Source organism: Gimesia fumaroli, from assembly GCF_007754425.1.
Taxonomy (GTDB): Bacteria; Planctomycetota; Planctomycetia; order Planctomycetales; family Planctomycetaceae; genus Gimesia; species Gimesia fumaroli.
The window spans coordinates 5,315,686-5,337,681 of record NZ_CP037452.1; the positions used below are offsets into that span (position 1 = coordinate 5,315,686).

11 protein-coding genes are annotated in these 21,996 nt (G+C 46.8%); 5 read left to right on the plus strand and 6 right to left on the minus strand.

The features are described from left to right. Window positions 1-71: 71 nt before the first annotated feature. Window positions 72-4,169 (plus strand): glycosyltransferase, encoded by a 4,098-nt coding sequence (locus tag Enr17x_RS20230; RefSeq protein WP_198000698.1) that lies wholly within the window; start codon window positions 72-74, stop codon window positions 4,167-4,169. 18 nt (window positions 4,170-4,187) lie between these two features. Here Enr17x_RS20230 and tnpC read toward each other — a convergent pair whose 3' ends face one another. Genes tnpC through tnpA form a run of 3 tightly spaced genes read right to left on the minus strand, consistent with a single transcriptional unit; the run spans window position 4,188 to window position 6,510 of the window. Continuing rightward, on the minus strand, window positions 4,188-5,762 hold the full coding sequence (gene tnpC / locus Enr17x_RS20235; protein ID WP_232100793.1) for an IS66 family transposase: 1,575 nt from the start codon (window positions 5,760-5,762) through the stop codon (window positions 4,188-4,190). A 44-nt stretch (window positions 5,763-5,806) separates the two neighbouring features. Continuing rightward, window positions 5,807-6,169 (minus strand): IS66 family insertion sequence element accessory protein TnpB, encoded by a 363-nt coding sequence (gene tnpB / locus Enr17x_RS20240; RefSeq protein WP_145305628.1) that lies wholly within the window; start codon window positions 6,167-6,169, stop codon window positions 5,807-5,809. After that, on the minus strand, window positions 6,163-6,510 hold the full coding sequence (gene tnpA, locus Enr17x_RS20245) for an IS66 family insertion sequence element accessory protein TnpA (RefSeq protein ID WP_145305627.1): 348 nt from the start codon (window positions 6,508-6,510) through the stop codon (window positions 6,163-6,165). Before tnpA ends, tnpB begins: the two co-directional genes overlap by 7 nt. A 36-nt stretch (window positions 6,511-6,546) precedes the next feature. On the opposite strand from tnpA, the gene Enr17x_RS20250 reads away from it, so the two are divergent. After that, window positions 6,547-7,242 carry a tetratricopeptide repeat protein gene (locus Enr17x_RS20250; protein ID WP_145314080.1) on the plus strand — a complete coding sequence of 232 codons (696 nt, stop codon included), beginning with the start codon at window positions 6,547-6,549 and terminating at the stop codon, window positions 7,240-7,242. 196 nt (window positions 7,243-7,438) lie between these two features. Here the strand turns inward: Enr17x_RS20250 and Enr17x_RS20255 are convergent, their stop codons facing one another. From Enr17x_RS20255 to Enr17x_RS20265, 3 genes are all read right to left on the minus strand, one after another. Beyond that, window positions 7,439-8,014 carry a class I SAM-dependent methyltransferase gene (locus Enr17x_RS20255; RefSeq protein ID WP_145311528.1) on the minus strand — a complete coding sequence of 192 codons (576 nt, stop codon included), beginning with the start codon at window positions 8,012-8,014 and terminating at the stop codon, window positions 7,439-7,441. A gap of 69 nt (window positions 8,015-8,083) precedes the next feature. Then, on the minus strand, window positions 8,084-10,129 hold the full coding sequence (locus Enr17x_RS20260) for a class I SAM-dependent methyltransferase (RefSeq protein WP_145311529.1): 2,046 nt from the start codon (window positions 10,127-10,129) through the stop codon (window positions 8,084-8,086). A 121-nt stretch (window positions 10,130-10,250) separates the two neighbouring features. Beyond that, window positions 10,251-11,273 (minus strand): glycosyltransferase, encoded by a 1,023-nt coding sequence (locus tag Enr17x_RS20265; protein ID WP_145311530.1) that lies wholly within the window; start codon window positions 11,271-11,273, stop codon window positions 10,251-10,253. Between the two features lie 779 nt (window positions 11,274-12,052). On the opposite strand from Enr17x_RS20265, the gene Enr17x_RS29695 reads away from it, so the two are divergent. From Enr17x_RS29695 to Enr17x_RS20280, 3 genes are all read left to right on the plus strand, one after another. Then, window positions 12,053-13,471: a hypothetical protein gene (locus Enr17x_RS29695; RefSeq protein ID WP_198000699.1), complete on the plus strand. Its 1,419-nt coding sequence runs from the start codon at window positions 12,053-12,055 to the stop codon at window positions 13,469-13,471. A gap of 110 nt (window positions 13,472-13,581) precedes the next feature. Continuing rightward, window positions 13,582-21,333, plus strand: coding sequence for an RHS repeat domain-containing protein (locus Enr17x_RS20275; protein WP_145311531.1), 7,752 nt, complete (start codon window positions 13,582-13,584; stop codon window positions 21,331-21,333). After that, window positions 21,330-21,923, plus strand: coding sequence for a hypothetical protein (locus tag Enr17x_RS20280; RefSeq protein ID WP_145311532.1), 594 nt, complete (start codon window positions 21,330-21,332; stop codon window positions 21,921-21,923). The genes Enr17x_RS20275 and Enr17x_RS20280 overlap by 4 nt, the downstream gene beginning before the upstream one ends. Window positions 21,924-21,996 lie beyond the last annotated feature (73 nt).

Here is a 21,996-nt window from a genome sequence, read left to right on the forward strand (position 1 = left end):
TAACCGAAATGATAGCAACTTCTATTGCTATGCCATCAAAGCACAATAGCTTCAATTCAGTGAGGAACACCGTGAATATCAAGCGTATCGCTCTCATTTTTGACAATCAGGCACGTCCCGAAACGACTGGATTTTACTGTCGTCGTGCATTAGGAAAATTAACGGAAGTAGAACACTTCCTGCCAGAAGAAATTCCAGATATTCCCGCTGATCAGTTTGATCTGTTTCTCAATATTGATGACGGCTTTCAATATCATTTACCCGCGCATCTCAGACCAGCGGCTTGCTGGGTGATTGATACACACATGGATTTCTCCTGGTGTCTGGAAAAAGCGTCTCGCTACGACTTCGTATTTGCCGCACAACAAGATGGTGCCCGAAAACTACAAAATGAAGGCATTTCATCCGCACTATGGTTGCCATTAGCTTGTGATCCAGAAATCCACCGTCCCTATCAGGTAGAGAAACAGTATGATTTTTCTTTTGTGGGAAATCTGATTGGCCAGGAACGCTGTGACTTACTTAATACGCTCGTTCAAAAATACCCGTACCACTTTATTGGTCAGAAGTATTTCGAAGAGATGGCCCGCATCTATTCTGCCTCCCGTCTGATCTTCAACCGCAGTATCAAAAATGACATCAACATGCGCGTGTTCGAAGCATTAGGTTGTGGCAGTCTATTGCTCACCAACGATCTGGCTGAGAACGGACAGTCTGAACTGTTTTTAGAGGGTCAGCATCTTGCCACCTATACTTGTCCTGAAGAAATGCTCGACAAAGCAGACTATTACCTGAAACATGAGTCAGAACGGGAAAAACTTGCTCGGCAGGGACACGAGTTGGCGTTTTCTCAGCATACGTATCAGCATCGTATGCTGACGTTACTGACATCGATTGAAGAGCGGCAATCAAAAACCAGCGTTTCTATGAACGTTCCGCCCCCCTCTCCTGTAAATTCTTCAACCGAAGAACAAGATCACAGAAGTCACCATATCCCTCTACCAGATAAATCCGTTTCTGCCTGTTTGCTTTCCTGGAAACGTCCTGACAATATCGGTCAAATCATTTCCCATCTGCGACAGTACGCGTTCATTGATGACATCCTGATCTGGAATAACAATCCGGAAATACATCTGGAAATCGACATGGAGGGCGTACGCGTCATTCAAGCCGATCAAAATCTAGTTACTTATGGACGGTTTTTATGTGCTCAACAAGCGCAGCATCCAATTATTTTCACGCAGGACGATGATTGCATTATCCATAATATCCCTGAATTGTATGAAGCCTTTCTGGCATCACCCGATCGGATTGCCCACGGGCTCAAGCATCCCCATCTGTTTGCGAATGCAGAGAACTGTTTCGGAAAGGCACAGATGTCTCTGGTGGGCTGGGGGGCCTTTTTTCAAAAAGAATGGGTAAATGCATTCGATGTGTACAAAGAAAAATATGGGGTTGACGAACTTTTGTTTCGAAAAGCGGATCGCATTTTTTCGTTACTGCTGAATCGTCGTCACCAATCATTGTTAGCGGAAGTTACCGATCTGGAGGGTGCCAGTGGAGAAGAAGCGCTTTCGGTGCAGGAAGACCATATAGACTTGAGCGAGCAAGCAGTAATACGGGCTCTTTCATTATTGGAAAATTCCTCAAGTAAGCATTCCCAAGAATCAAAAGTTGGAGATAAAATAATTCCTGCACTTTCTCAAAATTCATCCAAACAAGACCGTCCCTATTTCAAATTCCCTCGTCCAGAAGTCGTGGCTTTAATTCCGTCAACAGCACAAACAATACTCGACCTGGGATGCGGCACGGGACGCTTGGGGGAATCGCTCAAACAGCGCCAATCAGCACAGGTTGCAGGAGTTGAATTAGATCCACTGGCAGCACAGGACGCCCGTAAACGTCTGGACCGAGTCGTTCAACACGATATTGAAACACTCTCCAATGAATTTTCTGAAGCAGAATTTGATTGTGTGGTTTGTGCGGACGTACTTGAGCACTTGAAGTCTCCGGAAAAGATCTTAAAGCAGATTGCCCATTGGTTGACTCTGGAAGGAACGATTGTCGCCAGCATTCCCAATGTCAGAAATCAAAGTGTGCTCGCCGGGTTGATTGAAGGAAACTGGACTTACGAACGTGCTGGACTGCTTGATCAGACTCATTACCGATTTTTCACCAGGCGAGAAATTGAAAAACTGTTCTTCCGCGCTGGTTACCAGATCGACCAACTCCAAATCGTGCCAGGACCGGGATACCAGCAATGGCAAGAACAGGGATACCCGGGCAAAGTTCAAATCGGCAGTCTGCACATTGATGGTCTCCCTCCTGAGGAAGTCGAAGAATTCTATGCCTATCAGTATTTGATTACTGCGACCAAACGCCCCCAACCGGATTATGGCCTGACTTCCATTATTATCGTGACGCATAATCAATTACCCTACACGCAACAGTGCATCGACAGCTTAAGAATGCGAACCGATGAGCCGTATGAACTCATTTTGGTCGACAATGGGTCCACCGATGGTACTCCCGAATATCTTAGCTCACTAGCTGACGCCCAAATGATCCTGAATTCCGACAATCGAGGATTCCCAGCAGCGGTCAATCAGGGAATCGCGGCTGCCTCAGGAGAAAATGTTTTGCTTCTGAATAATGACACTCTGATGACCACGGGCTGGTTACATCGCCTGCTGACACGATTACACTCTTCTGAAGATATTGGAATTGTGGGCCCTGTTTCCAATAATATTAGCGGACCTCAGCAGATACCTGTGACTTATACCGATTTAGCCAGCCTGGATGGTTTCGCCTGGGATTGGGGAAAACGACATGATCAGCAATCGCTGGATGAATCCAGGCTGGTCGGTTTTTGTATGCTCTTCAAACGAACGTTGGTTGACAAAATTGGGACACTGGATGAACGCTTCGGCATTGGATGCTTTGAAGACGATGATTTTTGTCGTAGGGCCAACGCTGCCGGATACCGTACCATAATTGCTGCCGACTCGTTCGTGCATCACTTCGGTAGCCGCTCTTTCATTGGATCAAATATTAATTTTACAGGAATCATGCAAGAAAATGAGCAGAAATATCGAGAGAAATGGCAAACACCAGTCGAACAAAAAGAACTGTCTCAAGACACAATAGAAGCTGACAAAGTCGATTATCCACATACACTCTCACTCTGCATGATTGTCCGCGACAATGAAGATACCATAGGTCCCTGTCTGGAAAGCATTCGTCCCTGGGTGGATGAAATCATCATAGTTGACACCGGCTCAAAAGACCGCACCCCAGACATCTGCCGCGAGTACGGTGCCCGCATGTTCGAATTCCCCTGGTGTGATGATTTCTCTGCCGCACGCAATGAGTCTATCAAACACGCTCAAGGAAAATGGATTTTCTGGATGGACTCCGATGATACCATCACTGAAGAATGCGGTCGAAAGCTGAAAGAATTGGCGGCACAAGACCATCCGGACCACTTGCTGGGCTTTATCATGCAGGTTCACTGTCCGGGACCGGAAGGTGACGTCAGTATGACAGCCGTGGATCATGTGAAACTGTTCCGGAATTACTCGGATTTACGTTTCGAGCATCGGATTCATGAGCAGATTATCTCCGCTATCCGAAGAAGAGGAGGCGATGTCTCCTGGACTGATCTGTATGTCGTGCATTCAGGATCTGATCACAGTGTCGAAGGACGAAAGCGAAAGCTGGAACGCGATTATCGGCTTCTCGAACTGGATAACGCGGAACGCCCCAACCATCCCTTTGTGCTCTTCAATCTGGGAATGACTTATGCAGATGATGAGAAATATCCAGAGGCCATCAAGTATCTTAAGCAATGTCTGGATGTCTCTCATCCCAGTGAATCCCAAGTCCGTAAAGCCTATGCTCTCTTGGTCAATGCCCTTTCTCAAAACGAGCAACACCAGGAGGCTTGGGACTATTGCAGCCAGGGGCTGACCCACTTCCCCGCTGACAAGGAACTTTTGTTTCGGCAAGCGATGTTACACCACCACTTTGGTCGGTTAATTGATGCAGAAAAAACATATCTGCGAGTCCTGAATGAACAAATCGATCGCCACTTTACCAGTATAGATGTCGGTCTGTGTGGTTACAAAACTGTAACCGTTTCAGCAAATACACGGTCTATCAATGACTGAACTGAATCGCTGCCGGGTTCAGCGTCGGCGGGTGTAGTGGGCTTCCGGGTGTTGCTTCAGCCATTGGTCTGGCAGCAGTTCTTCCAGGCGATCGGCGGCGTGATCGGTGATCCGCGTCAACACATCGCGCAGATAGGCAAACGGTTCCACTTCGTTTGCTTTGCAACTGGCCATCAGGCTGTAATGCACGGCGGCCGCCTGGCCGCCCCGGTCGCTGCCGACGAACAGATAATTCTTCCGGCCGAGGGCACAGGGACGCAAGGTGCGTTCGGCCAGGTTGTTGTCAATCGACAGGATGCCCTCGGTACAATACCGCGTAAACCCGGACCAGCGGCTTAACAGATATTGAATCGCCGCTGCCACCGGACTTTTCGGTAACAGACTGCGCGCGGTTTCCGTCAACCAGTCGCAGAACTTTTCCAGTATCGGTAGCGCCTGTTTCTGTCGCAACTGCCAGCGGCGTTTCCACCAGTGTTCGCAGTCCGCCGGCTGTGGCAGATCCGACTTCAACACGCCGGCTTCCCGTTCGATCGCGTATAACTGCTGGATAAACAATAATGCCCGGTGAGCGGCTTCCGGCTGCACCGTCCGCGCATCGTAAAACTTGCGTCGCGCATGCGCCCAGCACAAGACCTGGTGAATTCTGCCTGACCGGTACAGTTCTTCGTAGCCGGCATACGCGTCTGCCTGCAGATAACCGCAAAAGTGTTCTAAAAACGCCTGGGGACCGGCGCGTTCCCGGTTCGGGGTGAAATCATAGACCGAATACGGGTGCGCGACATCGCCACAGTAAACCCAGAACCGGCCGGTCCGCGTGCGGGAAAGCCGTTGGTCCTGGACGGGAATCGTCGTATCATCCGTATGTACGACGCTGGATTGCAAAACCCGGCTTTTCATCAGATCAATCAGCGGTTGCAGTAATTCTGCGGTTTCCAGGACCCAGCGGCTCATCGTGCTCCGCGAAAGCTGTACGCCATTCCGGCTGAGAATGGATTCATGACGATACAGGGGGAGATGATCTGAGTATTTCCCCACCAGGATCGTCGAGAGCAAGCCGGGGCCGGCGAAGCCTTTGGCAATCGGCCGGGCAGGAACTGGAGCCAGCGCCACATGCTCTTCACACTCCCGGCACGCGTATTTGAAACGTACGTGCTCGATCACTTTCAGGCTGGCAGGAATGAATTCTAACTGTTCGTGGCTGATTTCTCCGATCCGCTGCCGTGTCTGGTCGCAGCAGGGACAGCGTTTTTCCGATTCGGTCAGGTCATGCTCTACCCGTTCCCGAGGCAGATGATCGGGCAGCTTGTTACGGCCACCGCCACGACGGCGATGTGCGGAAACCGTCGTGGGAGGAGGTTCATCGTCCTCGGGCTCGGCCGCTTCCTCTGGAGTATCGGGTTCGTCAAACAGACTCATTTGATTGGGGGCGATCTTTTCAGAACGGGCGCCAAACCGCTGTCGCAGCAGCCGATCAATGAAATGTTTGAGTTGCTCGACTTCCCGCTGTTGCTCTCCCACGGTCTCACCCAACTGGTGAATCATATCATGGCAGGATTGGACGTCGTTCGGCAATGAGGATCGTTTCTGGTTCATGTTCCACGTCTTAACATAATCGTTGTCAGGCGGGAACTGTTTTTTTATGAAGTCGATACTTTTTCTGAAATCTGATAGCGTTTTCTGCGCTGCACGCTGGTCAGGTCGATGCCCTGCAGCAGGAGCCCCAGGTCGATTGAGGACAGTTGTAGGCCATGTGTGCCCTCCGGGCTGGAGAGACGCTGATATGTGCCCGCTTCCAGCCGTTTATACCAGATGGCCAGACCATCGTGGTCCCAGTACAGCAGCTTGATCCGATCCTGTTTTTTGTTGAGAAACACAAATAGTCCCCCGTCGAGTACGTTTTGCTGCAGGTAGACTTCGGTCATTCGCAGGAGGCCGTCAAAACTTTTGCGCATATCGGTGGGGACCGTGCAGAAATAAATGCGGGTGGGCAGATTCAGCATGCGCGCTGCTCCAGCGCGGCGAGCACGGTTTCGAGCGTGGTTTGATCACAGCCGTTTCCGACGCGAACCGAGGTGCCCTGTGAGAACACGATTTCAATCGGCGTGGCAGGGAGTTGGACTTCAACGGGCAGAAAGGAAGCTGCAGCGGTTGTCTCGGCATCCCGCTTTTTCAGTTCCCGTCGCCAGTAGTGGTAAGCTGGTTCGCTGAGTCCCTCACGCTGACAGAAGGCACGGATCGAGAGTCCGGACTGCAGTCGGTCAGAAAGGGTTTGTCGCCAGAACGCTTCACGGTTCGGGTTCCGTCGCTGGTCGGCACGCGGGGTTGGCTGGGATGCGGGCATCGCTTTCGCTCCTGAATATGCTGGTGGTTAAAACACATGCAGAATACGATACACGTCAAGGTGTATTTTGTGGGCCGGTTACACAAAACTCGACATAACCTCGCCGTTGTTTATGATGACATGGGCAAGCACGAACAGGCGGAAGAACAATGGCGCCTCATCATCGAAGAAATTCCGACCTATATCACCGCCTGGAAATGTCTGGGTGATACTCTTCTAAAAGCGAGGAAACTGGATCAGGTCGAACAGTTGGTGATGACAATGCGTGGACAGGTTGAAACCCACATTGATGGCTTCATTCTTTCTACCCGATTATTGGAGCAGCAAGGTCATCCTAATCAAGCGATTGAATTATTGCAGAACAAGATTGAACAGAAACCACAAGAACTCGATTTACTGAGAGAGCTTTGCCGTTTACACTTCGAACAATCTACGCCAGAGGACTCACTGAATGTCTTGCAAAGATTGGCCGAGCAGGATCCTGATGATGCTTCGGCTTTCCACAATCTGGGGACGGCATACCTACAGCTCAATCAATTTGATGAAGCTATTGCCAACTACAAAAAATCACTAGAGCTTCGACCTCAATCACCTGAGACCTGGCATTTACTAGGTCACGCATATAAAAATAGGGGAGACACTCACAACGCAAAATTAGCCTGGCAAAAAACACTTCGGCTCTTTCCAAGTCATATAGAAGCTGCACAACTTTTAGAAAATGTGACTGACTAAAAAATTTACTTGCTTTTTATACAGAAACAGCTCCCCCCATTTCCGCTCTGTAATACTTCTGTATTGAATTAATATTATTTAGTTCTCATTCAAAAACAAAAGATATTAGAGTTTCACATATTCCCGATAGATCAGAAAACGGGTGAAGGTCACACACATGAATAACTTTCACTGAGATGAAGAACTTTCATCTGTCTTAACATTCAACAATTACTGAAATATTATTTCCACATAACGCCGTTTCATGCAGAATTTTCCCTACTTTAGAAATTTTCTTTCTCCACCATTCTTCATTTTTAACGGTAAGGTGGAGATTATTTCCCTGTGAATCAAGAATGACGGAAGCTCTTGTACAAACGCTTAATATTACAAGCGACGCTACTCTGGAAATTTCCTTAAGTACTTTGTCAATGCTCGCTTCGTCAATATGCTCAAGAACATCACAACACCAAGCTATATCATATGATTGGTCTTTGAATGGAATGCTGTCGATCGACCCATGAATGAATTCAGTATTATTTTTTTTCATTAACGTTGATTGATTAAGTTTTTCAATTTGATAGCTGGCCAGATCGATTCCTACGTATTGGAAGAATTCGATACCACGTGTTAAAAGTGCCGCATTACCGCATCCACAATCGACGATTGTTTTTTGTTTAAGCTGGACGCCAGAATCAAGCACCCATTTTAACAGTAATCCAACTGGCCCCGATCCATATCCTAGTTTATAAAGTTCTGAATAGCGTAAGTCTTCTTTTCCATAGTCAATCATTGAATAGCCTTGGTCTTCTGACTTGTAATTAGATTGAACAAAAACAACTCTTAGCTCAAAGCTAGAGAACTAAAGATAATTTGACATAAAACCCAAAGCCTTTTCTGCCAGAGGCGAAAACTCGAACCGGGAATCAGTGAAAAGATTTCGACAAACCCATTTGCTCTCACGCAAATAGGAATGGTTGTAATGCTCTGGGAGCTCACTGCCAGATACATCTACTCGTTCTACGGTCTTCGTAGAAATATCGACTCTCCAATCAAATCCAGTCACATAACAATGCTTTATTGAATCTGTGTCTCTCAATTGAATCCAGAGATTAAACAAAAAAGTAAATCCAACTGTAGGAAGTGGGTGTTTCCAGCCTTCACTATTCAGCCCTAGTACCTCGCAAATTAAGCGATTGATGTAGGGATTAACCATCGATATTCGGCAAGTCGAATACCACTTTTCAGTAAACTCAATGATTCTATCGCAATGGAAAGGTGATGGGATAGCAATAGTTACACATTTGGGAATAGGAAAACTTTTTTGACCGAGAATTGGGTTAATATCATAATGTGTAAACAGTAAATCGCAGCGAGTACCAGATAATTCACTACTGTAATTTTTACGACGATTCCAGTCATTAAAACGTACAACTATGTCTGACTCGTTGATACGAGCAAGGCATGTTTTGCTGACTGGACCGTTTCCTACGATAGCGATATTCTCATGCGACCCTATTTTCTGAATAGTTTCCAAATTAAATAATTGTAACTCTTCAATTTTCCTCTTTGAATAATCTATCAGTTGATTATTTTTGCATGAAACAGAACTCTGTAAATTTACCGAACATTTCTCATAAGGGTGATTTTTGCCTCGAATATCACTTCTTTTTTTCCCTTTAATAGTCAATGTTCTAATCCAGACTGGCTCCCCAGAATTTCTCATATGTATATAGTTTATATCAAGCCCGGTATCCTTGCAGTACTTGATAAATGTAGACGCAGATACTATTCCCGGATGGCCTATGTGTGAAGATTTTTCTGTATCAGTACTGATGTAAAAACTTCCCCCCTCTTTTAAGTATTCATAAATATTATCAATCACTTTTTTCCAAGAGTAACAATGATCAAGACAGTTATGTGACCAGACAAAGTCAGCTGTGTTCTGTAACTCAGGTAAAAATTCCTCAGCAGGATTACTAAAGACCTTTTCGATGCCATCAAAGTCTAATTGCGACTTGGGTAGATTTAGATATTGGGAAGCGAGGGGTTCTACACAAGTGATCTTTGCCTCATTAAACCATTCACACATCGATCTTGGACCAGATCCGATATCGATGATTTTCTTGTCTTTAAATACTGAATAATCGAGAGAGTGATATTCTTGCAGACATGATTTCGCCTCCATCCAACGATCACCATATCTCCAATCTCCTCCTTTGCCAATGTGAAAGTTTAATTCGAATTCCTGATGCTCGTTTTCCCAGATGTATTTATGTGTTTTACCAAAAAAGAAAAAAATGGATGGTTTCTGCTTGTCATCGATAAAAGTTTTTTCGACAACCATTTCATCATTCAAGAGACTCTTCCAGTCTTCGTAATTCTTCTTGATCATCTGCAGTCCACCATCTCCGCTAGTTTCCTGAGCTAACGAATCAGATGTATGATCATCCCCCCCATCTTTAATGCTAATGAGCAACCATTTTTTAGAAATCCTCTGTAAATTTTTTAGCCCTCGTGACACCATGTCTGTATTTGCTAAATGATCGAGAACATTGCATGAAATCACGACATCAAAACGATCTTCTGGTGAATTCCATTTTTCAAGATCATCGTAACTGAAGCGAAATATCGGAAAATCTTTTTTGCTAGTTAGTTCAGCCACAATGGCATCTGAAATTTCTGTGCCAGTAACATTCTGGTAACCAGCCTCTTGCAGTCCTCGTAAAAGCGCTCCGCGTCCACAGGATGCATCTAAAAGTGAATGTTGGCAGGATATATGCTTTCTGATGAACTGGAGAATCTCTTCATGAGCAGAAGATTCTGAATTCGCTTCTTGTTGAGTTTCATAAACTGTATTATAAAACGTCCTCAAATCATCATTCGTGGATAGCGAGTGAATAACCATTCCTTGACTCTTCTTTTTAAGCTAGTATCAATTAATTTTGCGTTATTTAGAAATATCTAGGCTCTATAAGAACTGCGCTACTAGACATTAAACCTCTCTGGTAAATTCTCCTATGAACCAGTTAACACGCGAAATTTTTCCATTGTCCAAAGATTCGTGCCCATGAGTCCATTGCAGGCTGCAACCCCCATTCTTTTTGAAGTTTTTTCAGAGCAGCAAGTCGCATCCGGTTGCGCTCTTCCTGTTCGAACGCACAGCGAGATGCTTTGTAGACAAATTCACGTTCATCGTTGCAAAGCCAACCTGTCACACCATCTTCAACTTCGAGTTTCCAGCCACCTCGATTGTCAACAATCAGGATTGATCCAGATGCCATTGCTTCAAAACCTACTCGCGGAAGATTTTCGAAAGTGTCAGTTGACATGATTATCGCTTCGCACTGGGCGTAAAAGGCACGCTGACTGATCGCTCCTGGAGGAAGCACACTGATATATGATTCAGGAAGCCGATCAAATTTCTTTTCCACACTGGGCCCCCAGCCGAGAATCAGCCCCTGTTTTACCAGAGGTGAAGTCATTGTCTCATAGATCCATAGTTGTCTGCTATGAAACTTATCTCCATCATCGCGAGAGATTCTTCCAAAACGAAACTTGTCCTGTAGTCGGTCATCAATATACGGAAAGTCTTCAGCGTGAAAGTACGGTATAAAGTAAAGGGGACGATAAGTCCCATGCCCTTTCAGTTTCCGGCTAACCTTATCAAAAGAATGCTGTGTCTGATAAAGATGAAAGTCGAGAAAACCTTTAGACTGGCCTTCAACTTCTTTATCAAAATTCCAGGACATACAATTCACAAATGTGGTTGTACGCGCATATCGCTTGATCGATTCAACATGCTTTAGAAATTGCCCATTACAAAACGATATACAGTGCATTCCTTCCAGTGAAGCCCAATCATTAGCCTCATGGTATATGCACCCACGCTTTTCCATCTGCATTGCCTTCTGATTATCATCGAGTGGTCCTGACGGGCAAATATGAACTTCAACACCCATTGCCTGCCAGCAATATATTTGGTGATCAAGTTCCGTATCTGCTCCACCAAGTCGACTGGGATGACCAATTATACAAAGTTCATCAATCATTAAATCAATCTTCTAACTAAGAATTTTTTTACACAGGCAAAGAGTTTCACCGAAATTTTTTAACTGCAAAGATTTCATGTTTCAATAAAACCATTTTGTAAAGAAACAACTTTCAAGTTTCTATCTTGAATTGTTTATCAAACTGGATAATCAAATCCTTTCCCGTACTTCATTTCAATCAATTTGGCTAAGTTGGTAGAGAAGAAACGTCAGCATCATTTCGTTTCACACTATTCAATTCAGCTTTAAGTAACACAACGTCACTCACTGTTTAATTTAGGATTTTCGAAGCGGATAAACATCTATGCCCATTACTCACTATTAGTAAGAATCCATCTTCAACTACTTGCAAAATGTACTGAAAGGCTTCGACAGAAAAAGTGCATATTGTTCAGACAAACATCACTGGAACAGCTGAATGAGCTTGATCCACATATCAATATTGGGCAGACTCGACACTACACATCTACACAAAAACACCCTTATCAACTAAATGTTTTCTTTCATTTTTCATACACTTCTTTGTTCAAACTACCAAAGCTACTTATTACTCAAAAATATACAAAATAACATGCTAATTTGTAATAGACAAACAGTGAAATAACTCAATTTGTACTTCTGATTAGTATTGATTAGTTGATGACAGACCAATAATATCACACTGTTGTACAGATAAGGTGTAAGTTTTCTGTTGCCATATAATTCATGGATATGCGGGAAATACTTTAATACCTCCTAAAACAAAGAACCATACGTTCACAACAATGGATTAAAATCATATGAGCAACAATCCTGCTGACCACAAATGGCAATTAGCTATTTCTGATCAAGTTCGTGTTTGGATAAACGGTGCTAAGTATACCCTTTTAGAGTTTAATGGTGAGTACCAGTTAGATTTACGCGAACGTACCCTGAGAAGCTGTGTTTGGGAGTCACCTTTCGTTCCCAGGCAAAAACTAGATAGAGCAGTTTTTGTAGCTACCCGAACAAAAAATGGGACTTTTGAAGTTTGGTTTAAACTTGAAGGAGATATTCAAGGTCCTGAATGGACAGCATACAGCATTTGTGATCTATCGAATTCAATTTTATTAAAATTGAATTCAGATTTACCTGCAGATAAAACGATCGCAAACGGTTGGCCGCAAAATATTCGTATCTCATTTTCTGAAACCGAATCAACCCAAGGATCATTTTATATTGCGCCTGAGTTGAGTATGGGGGCCATGGCTATGCTTTCCAGCCTAGGCGATTCTGGTTCATCGGGAAGCCCTTCAAGTTCGTCAGCACCTAGTTCGTCAGCACCCAGTTCGTCAGCACCCAGTTCGTCAGCACCCAGTTCGTCAGCACCTAGTTCGTCAGCACCCAGTTCATCAGCACCCAGTTCATCAGCACCCAGTTCACCAAGCTCGTCAACATCTTCTTCTTCGTCAAGTTCTTCAATTTATGTTCCACCTTCAACTAGTAATTCCTCTTCTATTTCATCTAGTTCTTCAATTTATGTTCCACCTTCAACCAGTACCTCAACCAGTACCTCAACCAGTACCTCAACCAGTACCTCAACCAGTACCTCAACCAGTACCTCAACCAGTACCTCAACCAGTACCTCAACCAGTACCTCAACCAGTACCTCAACCAGTGCATCAACCAGCTCAAGCTCATTTCCTTCTGGTTCTTCTACATCAGGAAACTGCCCAACAGTTGTTGCTGTGAATGTTACTGGAGGTGGTTCAAAGTATGCAAATTACCCAAATGCGGATCATACATATTTTAATTCTAATGCAAAAACGCAAGAGGGACTCAAACTAAAAGCCGTCTTAGGTTCTGGAAAATGCTCAGAAATTTCATGGTCTTCAAGTGGAACTCTGCAAAGTAGCGGATGCACCGCTATCATCAAGCCTGACTCAAGCACATCTTCTTCAAGAGTAAGCTACACAATCAAATGTACCGCATCGGGCACCACCTTATGGTCAGGCTCGATTTTATTTCGATATATCAACAGTCCGACAGGTGGTGGAGGTGGCTCTGGAAGCCGTCCGGGTGGGCAGCCTTTAGTCACAGGATGGGTAGGCGATGACAACGGAGGCGGGATTCCTGGTGGTATTTTTACAGGTGGTGGAAGCATATCGCGGCCGCCTCATGCACCATGTGAATTTGTCCCTCCCATATTCCCAACCGAAAATCATCCAATCGATCCATAGCTTCAAATGCAATACATGCTGAAGTGAGTCTTTCCCGCTCAATTCAGTAGAAATGATAGACACTAAACAAATTGAAAATCCAAAATGGATATAATACAAGGATAAAGCTAATGAGTGGCATAGTGTTGATCCCTCAAACAAACGGTTCTTTAGCTGGTTCATTTTCACCGCCAACAAATGGGCAAAACAATTTCCAGCCAAAGTTCTCATATCTTTCTTCAATACAAATCGAGGGAGTCGGTGGCTTTTGTTTTATCCCCAATTTTGATGCGCAATTCATCCCTCTTGATGTAGAAAACAGTTCATCGAGCAGTTCGTCCAGTTCGGGGGGAATTAACACAGACAATGTGATGATCGTATTAGGCGATGGTGGGGCTTATGAATTCAATGACAAAGATGCCAATGGCGACTACACATCGTCCTACGGCATCAGCATGACGCTCAAAGAGACACTCACTGGCTGGACTCTTGAAAATCTTGTGGAAAATACAACATGGACTTTTAATCTAGATATGCACCTGATCAAAATCAATCAGGCTGGTGCGATCTGGCAAATCAACCGTAAACTGGTTGGCGAAGCTTCTGTCCCCGATTCATTGGTGGGTCCGGAAGGCCAAACTTACACATTTCAATATAGTAACGAGGCTACCCTACCAAATATCATAAGCATCTTTGACACAAGTAATCGCGAGAGCAAACTTTCCTACTCTCAAGATGGCAGCAAGCTCAAAACATTCGAACCTGCTGGGGGAGGTGTTTATTCTCTTTCGTATGATGCCAATTCAAACATTACTTCTGTACAAGCTCCCGGCGGTAATGTCACCACATTTGCTTATGACTCAGAGAATCGGGTCAATTCTTATGTTTTACCAGGCGGATCTGAATTCGATGTTTCTTACCCCAATGCTACAACTCAAGTAGTATTAGACCCTGAACAACGTCGAACAACAGTCATTTCTGATGATCTAGGCCGCACACTAAGTATTGAAAAGAATGGGCAACTCTGGTCTTACCCCTATCAAGATAACTATCCAACTGGCAGACTTTCTCCCACCGGAATTCGTACAACGTTCACACATCGCACTGGAAGCCAAAACCAAAAGTATTTATCAGGTCTGGAAACAGGCGTGCAAAATGTAGCCAGTTATAATTACGACTCGAATGACCGGTTAAGTGGATGGGAAAATTGGAATGGTACACGGACAACTCTTGCCTATGATTCCCTTGGCAATGTCAACCTGATAGAAAACCCCAGTGGTACAAGGTCCACTTTTACTTATGACTCAAATGGCCTCCTCACAAGTACGATCAACCCATTTGGGTTAAGGCAAACGAATGTCTACGACAATGCAAGAAATCAGATTTCGAAAATCTCCCCCTCTGGCAACAGAACGACGTTTTCCTATAACCAATATAATCAACTTGCCGCCACGACGACTCCTTTGGGCATTGTCTCACAACAGACGTGGGACGAAAACAACCGGCTTGTTGCAGAGACAAACCCTCTGAATCAACGCACAACATTTGCCTACAACGCCGATGGAAAGCGGATTCAATCCCAAAACCCCTTAGGGCAAATTACCACCACTGTTTATGATGTGAATCAGCGACCTGTTGCTACAGTCACTCCCTTGGGAACACGTTCAACTACTGCCTACGACGGTATCGGCAACCCCATTCGCACCGTTGTTCCTTCCGGCTTAATCACCACCACTGTCTACAACAATCTGTGGATGCCCGTCACCCAAATCAGTCCGATGCAGTATCGCACAACAACAGTCTATGATACTGACGCCAGACCGATTGCAACTATCGACCCCCTCAATCGAATTTCAACCAACGTCCTCGACAATGACGGACGCGTCATCGCCACCATCAATCCAGCCGGTTATCGCACATCGTATACCTACGACGCTGATGGCAACCAGACTTCCATCACCAATCCGGACTCCGAGACACAGCAATCTGTCTATAACACCAGTAATCAGTTAACAGCCTCCGTCGATGCCTTAGGAAACCGCACCTCATTCACCTACGACGCGATCGGACGCCAAATCAGTTCCACGAATCCTCTGGGCGCGATTACGACGACTGTCTATAACAGCGATAATTTGCCCATTGCCACCATCAACCCACTGGGTGAGCGTACGACGACCGTCTACGACGACGATAATCGCGCCATCGCCACCATCAATCCGCTGGGTGATCGCACCACCACCGTCTATGACGACGCTTCCCGACCGGTTGCCACTATCGACCCTTTGGGTAACCGGAACACAACCACCTACGATCCCGCCGGACGCGCAGTCGCGGTCACCAACCCGTTGAATGAAACAACCACCACCGTTTACGATGCGAATGGCAGAGTCACCGCCACCATCGATCCGTTAAATAACATCACAACGAGCACCTACGATTCTGACGGACGGCAGATCGCCACTATCAATCCCCTGGGGGAAATTACCACCTCTGTCTATAATAATGACGGGCAACAGATCGCCACGATTAACCCGCTGGGCCAGCGCAGCACGATGGTCTACGATGCCGCCGGACAAAAAATTGCAGACGTCAATCCGGAAGGCGAACGGACCACGACCGTTTATGACGTGCAGGGATTGGTCAGTGCCACCATCGATCCCCTGGGACAGCGCACCACGTCCACGTACGATGACGCAGGCAGACAGGTCAGCACGATCAATGCGAACGGCGACATCTCCACCACCGTTTACGACGCCGCTGGACAGCAGATTGCCTCCATCGATGCCTTAGGCCAGCGGACCACCAGCGTCTACGATGACGCCGGTCGCCAGATTCGCTCGATCGATCCACTGGGACAGATTACCACGACGACTTACGATGCCGCCGGCCAGGCAACTGCGATCACCAATCCGTTAAATGAGATCACCACAACCACCTACGACGCGGCGGGACGAGCCGTTGCTTCCACCAATCCGCTCAACGAAATTACTACGACCGTATACGACAATGCCGGACGCACGATTGCGGAAGTCAACCCGCTGGGCGAGCGCAACACCACTGTCTATGATGCTGCAGGTCGGGCCATTGCCAATACGAACCCGTTATCAGAGATTACCACCACCGTCTACGACGCCGCCGGACAAGCGATTGCCACGGTGAATCCCGAATCCGAGCGAACCACTACCGTCTATGACAGTGCCGGACGGAAAATTGTTTCGATCAATGCGCTGGATGAGCGCACGACAATGGCCTACGATGCCGCGGGCCGGGAAATCGCGACCACCAATCCACTGCATGAAACGACGACAACGACCTACGATGCCGCTGGTAGAGCGGTCGCCAGTATCAATCCGTTAAACGAAATCAACACGACCGTCTACGATGCCGCTGGTCAGGCAATTGCCAGCGTGAACCCGTTGTTGGAACGCACGACGTCCGTCTACGATGCCGTTGGTCAGGAAATCGCTGAAATTGATCCGCTCGGCAATCGCGTGACAACCACCTACGATGCGGCTGGGCAAGAGATAAGTATCATTGATGCCAATGGTGATATTAGCACGACCGTCTATGACGCCGCTGGCCAACCTGTGGCAGAAATCAATGCACTCGGTGATCGTACCACAACCACCTTTGATGCCGCCGGTCAGGCCATTGCGGTTACCGATCCACTAAACCAGATCACGACCACCGCCTATGATGCCGCAGGCCAGCCGGTTTCCGTCACGAATCCCTTGAACGAAATCACCACCACAACCTATGACGCCGCAGGACGGGCCGTTGCTTCAACGAATCCGCTCAACGAAATTACGACCACCACCTTTGACAGCGCAGGACGGACGATCGCCAGCATTGATCCGCTGAATGATATTACCACTACCGTCTACGATCAGGCAGGTCGCAGCATTGCCAGCATCAATCCGCTGTCAGAGATTACCACCACCGTCTACGACGCCGCCGGTCAGGCAATTGCTACCGTCAATCCGGAAGCCGAACGCACGACAACCACCTATGATGCCGCGGGCCGGGAAATCGCCAGTATCAACCCACTCGGTGAAACGACCACAACGACCTATGATGCTGCCGGACGGACCATCGCAAGTACCAATCCGCTGAACGAGATTACCACCACCAGTTATGACGCAGTTGGTAGGGCAGTCGCCAGCATCAATCCGCTAAATGAAATTACGACCACGGTCTATGATGCTGCCGGTCGTGCCACCTCCAGTATTAATCCGCTGGATGAAATTTCAACAACAGTCTATGATTCCATTGGCCAGGAAATTGCGGAAATTGATCCATTGGGATATCGCACCACATCTACTTATGATGCTGCCGGCCAGCAGATCAATTCCGTCAATGCGAATGATGATGTGACAACGACGGTTTACGACGCGGCCAGTCAGGCGATTGCGGAAATTAATGCGCTCGGCTATCGAACCACTAGCGTTTACGATGCTGCGGGGAGAGTCGTCAGCACCATTGATGCGCTCAATCAGATCACGACAACAACCTATGATGCCGCCGGTCAAGCCATTGCCGTGACCGATCCCTTGAATGCCGTCACGACCACCACGTACGATGCCGCGGGACGGGACATTGCTTCTACAAATCCGTTAAACGAAATTACGACCACAACTTACGATAGTGCGGGACGTCCGATTACCATTACTAATCCACTGGGCGAAATCACGACGACGACTTATGATGCCGCGGGCCGTGCTACCGCCAGCACGAATCCGTTAAGTGAGGTCACGACGACGACTTATGATGTTGCCGGTCAGGCGATTGCAGAAATCAATGCCAACGGCGATTGCACGACCACTGTTTACGATCAGGCAGGTCGGATCTCTGCGTTCCAGGATGCCCGTAACAACCGCACCTCATTCCAGTACGATGCCGCCGGTCGGGAAATTGCCAGAATCAATCCGCTGCTGGATCGTTTAACGATGGTCTTTGACGCGGCGGGACAAAATACCGTCCGCATTGATCAGGAGAGCGCCCGGACGACTTATGTTTATGATGCCGCCGGTCGAGTTACACAGCGTCATTATCCCGACGGCACACGGATCACCTGGACCTATGACGCCGTCAGCAATCCGCTGGTGATTAACAGCAGTGAGGGCTCCTTCACTCGTACTTATGACGCCGTGAATCAGGTCCAGAGCGTGGCCTGGCCGACCGGCAAGATTGTCACCTGGGTCTATGATGCCATCGGCCAACGTTCCACACGCGACATCTCTACCGGCACGGTAACGTACACCTACGATGGCCAGGGCAACCTGACCTCATTAGTGAATGAGCAGTCGGAACGGACCACGTTCAGCTATGATGCGGTCGGTCGTGCGACTCGCAAACAACTGGCGAACGGCACCCGCACCAGCATGGCCTATGACGCCGCCGGTCGGGAAACGCAGATTACACACTTTACGTCAAGCAACACCCCCTTCTCCTCTTTTGCCGATACGTACAACGCTGCCGGCAATCGAATTCAGCGTGTGAATCTGGATGGGGACGTGACGACCTGGACTTACGATTCCACCTCGCAGGTTCTCTCCGAACGTTATACCGATTCGCTGGGAACGACGATTACTACGTTTGCCTATGATGCCGTCGGGAACCGACTCGCTGAAAACAACGATTCTACAATCACCACCAGTGTCTACGACGCCGCCAATCGTCTGGAAACCTCGGAAGAGACGGCAGGCATCACCACCTACACCTATGATAAAAACGGCAATCAGACCTCGATCGAAGATCCGGTGAGCGATATTACGACTTATAGCTGGACCTACGAAAACCAGTTGGCGGAAATTGAAAGCCCTAACGGCGATCTGGTGACCTACACCTATGCCCCGGTCAACAAAAAGAGCGACGAACTCCGTCTCTCCAAAGAGACCGATCTGGAATTCACATCCTACATGTGGGACGACCAGAACATCATTCTGGAACAGGATGAGGTCAGCACCGTGGACGCCGAATACACGGTGATGCCGCAGGCGTACGGAAATCTGATCAGTCAGACCCGGGATGCGGAAAGCAGTTTTTATCACTTCGATCCCCTGGGCAGCACCCGTGAGTTAACCGATGCCTCAGAGACCGTCACAGACAGCTATCTCTACAGCGTCTTCGGCAAAGTCAAAAGCAGCACCGGCACCACCGTGAACCCCTATCAGTGGGTCGGTAAAGAAGGTTACTATCATGACACCGAAAGCGGACTCTACAATCTTCGCAACCGTTTCTATGGAGCTGGTGAAGGACGCTTTAAGTCCGAAGATCCGATCGGCTTTGATGCCGGGGATAGTAACCTTTATCGTTACGTTGGTAACAATGCGGCGACTCTAACTGATCCCAGTGGACTGGCTCCTTTCAGTACCGGTATTCGTGCTGTGTCTGGAAATCAGTGCAGCTATGGCAGTCATGGGAGTACGATAATTTGCCAATGTGAAACTAAAACAGATGAGCTGATAGAATCCGGTTTATATCAGTGGGAATATGCAACGGAATTATCATGGGTTGAGGCTGAAAAAACAAAGAATTTGAATTTTGCAGATGTGTGTAGAAAAAAATGTCAATCAAGAGGCCGATTTACCGGATACTGGAGATGGAAAGGTTATAGAGTAAAATCACTTGCTGAGCGGGCTGAAGAAGAGCGAAGATACCAACAAGAAGTACATCGCGCAGTACTGGAACGCCTCTTAGCTCAAGCAACCGAGAACGTGATTAATCGTAAAGTCAAAATCGAGCCTGCATTAATACGTCTTGAATCCGGGCAAATAATCACATGGAATCGAGCCGAAGGAGATCTGGAAACCCTGAAAAGAATATGCCCTGACATAGATATAGCGCACATTTCTGATCAATGGGGGCGTTATGAAACAACGCCTGAGGGGATTATGGAGCTTACTCCGACAGAACTGAAGTCGTTAATAGAGACTGAATACCAGAAGCTTGTTACTGCTTATAATTTAGAGCATGGTGGGCGACTTGATACATTACAGTTTTATATAGATGTCCTGGCCTTTGGTCTTGCCTGGGTACCAGGTGGGCAAGGATTGGCCATTGGACTTGAAGGATTAAATGCATTAATATCAGCAGGAAGAGGGCAAGATGAAGCGGCTGGGGGCCGTGTAATCGCGATTGCTGGTGGTGTTCTAATTGGTAAAGCAATCGAGAAAGGGTATCAGCTATATAAACTCAAAGCGAATAAGTCTGTTGGAGTTCTGGCTCAGGTAGATGATGCGGTGTCAGCGAGTGGAACTAAAGACGGGACCCTGATCGTCAAAACGGAGGATGCATTAGAAGGAGCAGCAAAAAAAACAAAAGGGCAACTTGCAAACCTCGATACAGTCAGGAGGGGTGACAAACTCCTCACTGAAGAATTAGAGGAATTGAAAGAGTTGAGAAAACTGGGGGTTCGTATTGAATGGGACACAACTGCTTCAAGAAAGCTATTATACAAACGAAATCGCTTATTTCCAGAAGACCCAAATAGTTTTGAGCGAAATCGAAAGAGAATCAATGCATTATTTAGCCTTGATGAATTAGGCAATCCCGTTATTTTCTTACGAAAAGATGCAACTAGAATAGAATTTCTTGAGGAGTATAAACATTTCAAACAGTATTTAAAGTGGGCGAAAGGTCGCCCCATAGGTGAAAGTGCTGAAGATTTGATTAAAGCTTGGTCAAAGTATCTTAAAACTGATCCTAAAACAATACCGAGCGTCGAATTAGAAGCAGCAGAATACATTTGGAAATGGTTGCAGGCAAATGATGGAACTCCACAGGAGCTTGAAGTTGCTTCCCGGAATCTGATAAGATACCAAACTGAGCTCGATACGATAAAACGCTTAGAAAAACTGAATAAACAGAAGAGGTGTCAATGACAACGAAAGAGGGAAGACCTCACAAATGTAAATATTGCGATTCGACTCGGATTATCCCTGGAGTTAATGGGTCTCCATCGGAAGACGAGCTTTATACCCTCAAATTACAAGATAAAATTGCCCTTTTGGGATGTTTTGAACTAGTTAAAGGGAGCGCAATATGGTCCTGTGCGGATTGTGGTGAATGGGTGCAAGACGAAGCCTATCTCTATGATGAATCGAACAGCGAACTCGTACAGGCTTATGAAGATGCGGTTAAAAACGCCTTTGACAATCTTGAGGTGCTAAATGAAGCGGAAATGAGAAAACTGAATGGCTTTCGCTTCTTGCGTTCATACTCACGGGAATATCTGAATGATGGATTTTTCGAGTTAGAAAAGACTGCAAAATCATTTTTAATTAAGACCTCTGACGGTGCAAAACACGAGTTTGTTAGCAATTCTCTCATTCCCATTGACTATTTTGGAATGATGGACGATTACCTTGGCGAAGAAGGCACTAAGGAGTTTGAAGTTCGGATCAATAAGGAAGCGTGTGTTGCGGTCGCCACTCGGGTCGCACCTGGCAAAATCCAGGTAAAACGAAAATGACAATTGCCTGCTCTGAACGTTAGAGTCCGTGAGAATGCTATAAGCATGTAGGGCCTGCCGAACTAAGATACGT

What these genes read in the sequence shown, in the direction of transcription:
- Enr17x_RS20280 (WP_145311532.1), top strand. Translation starts at nt 21,330, where the DNA reads ATGACAACGAAAGAGGGAAGACCTCACAAATGTAAATATTGCGATTCG.
- Enr17x_RS20250 (WP_145314080.1), top strand. Translation starts at nt 6,547, where the DNA reads ATGCAGAATACGATACACGTCAAGGTGTATTTTGTGGGCCGGTTACAC.
- tnpB (WP_145305628.1), bottom strand. Translation starts at nt 6,169, where the DNA reads ATGCTGAATCTGCCCACCCGCATTTATTTCTGCACGGTCCCCACCGAT.
- tnpC (WP_232100793.1), bottom strand. Translation starts at nt 5,762, where the DNA reads ATGAACCAGAAACGATCCTCATTGCCGAACGACGTCCAATCCTGCCAT.
- Enr17x_RS20275 (WP_145311531.1), top strand. Translation starts at nt 13,582, where the DNA reads ATGAGTGGCATAGTGTTGATCCCTCAAACAAACGGTTCTTTAGCTGGT.
- Enr17x_RS20265 (WP_145311530.1), bottom strand. Translation starts at nt 11,273, where the DNA reads ATGATTGATGAACTTTGTATAATTGGTCATCCCAGTCGACTTGGTGGA.
- tnpA (WP_145305627.1), bottom strand. Translation starts at nt 6,510, where the DNA reads ATGCCCGCATCCCAGCCAACCCCGCGTGCCGACCAGCGACGGAACCCG.
- Enr17x_RS20255 (WP_145311528.1), bottom strand. Translation starts at nt 8,014, where the DNA reads ATGATTGACTATGGAAAAGAAGACTTACGCTATTCAGAACTTTATAAA.
- Enr17x_RS29695 (WP_198000699.1), top strand. Translation starts at nt 12,053, where the DNA reads ATGAGCAACAATCCTGCTGACCACAAATGGCAATTAGCTATTTCTGAT.
- Enr17x_RS20260 (WP_145311529.1), bottom strand. Translation starts at nt 10,129, where the DNA reads ATGGTTATTCACTCGCTATCCACGAATGATGATTTGAGGACGTTTTAT.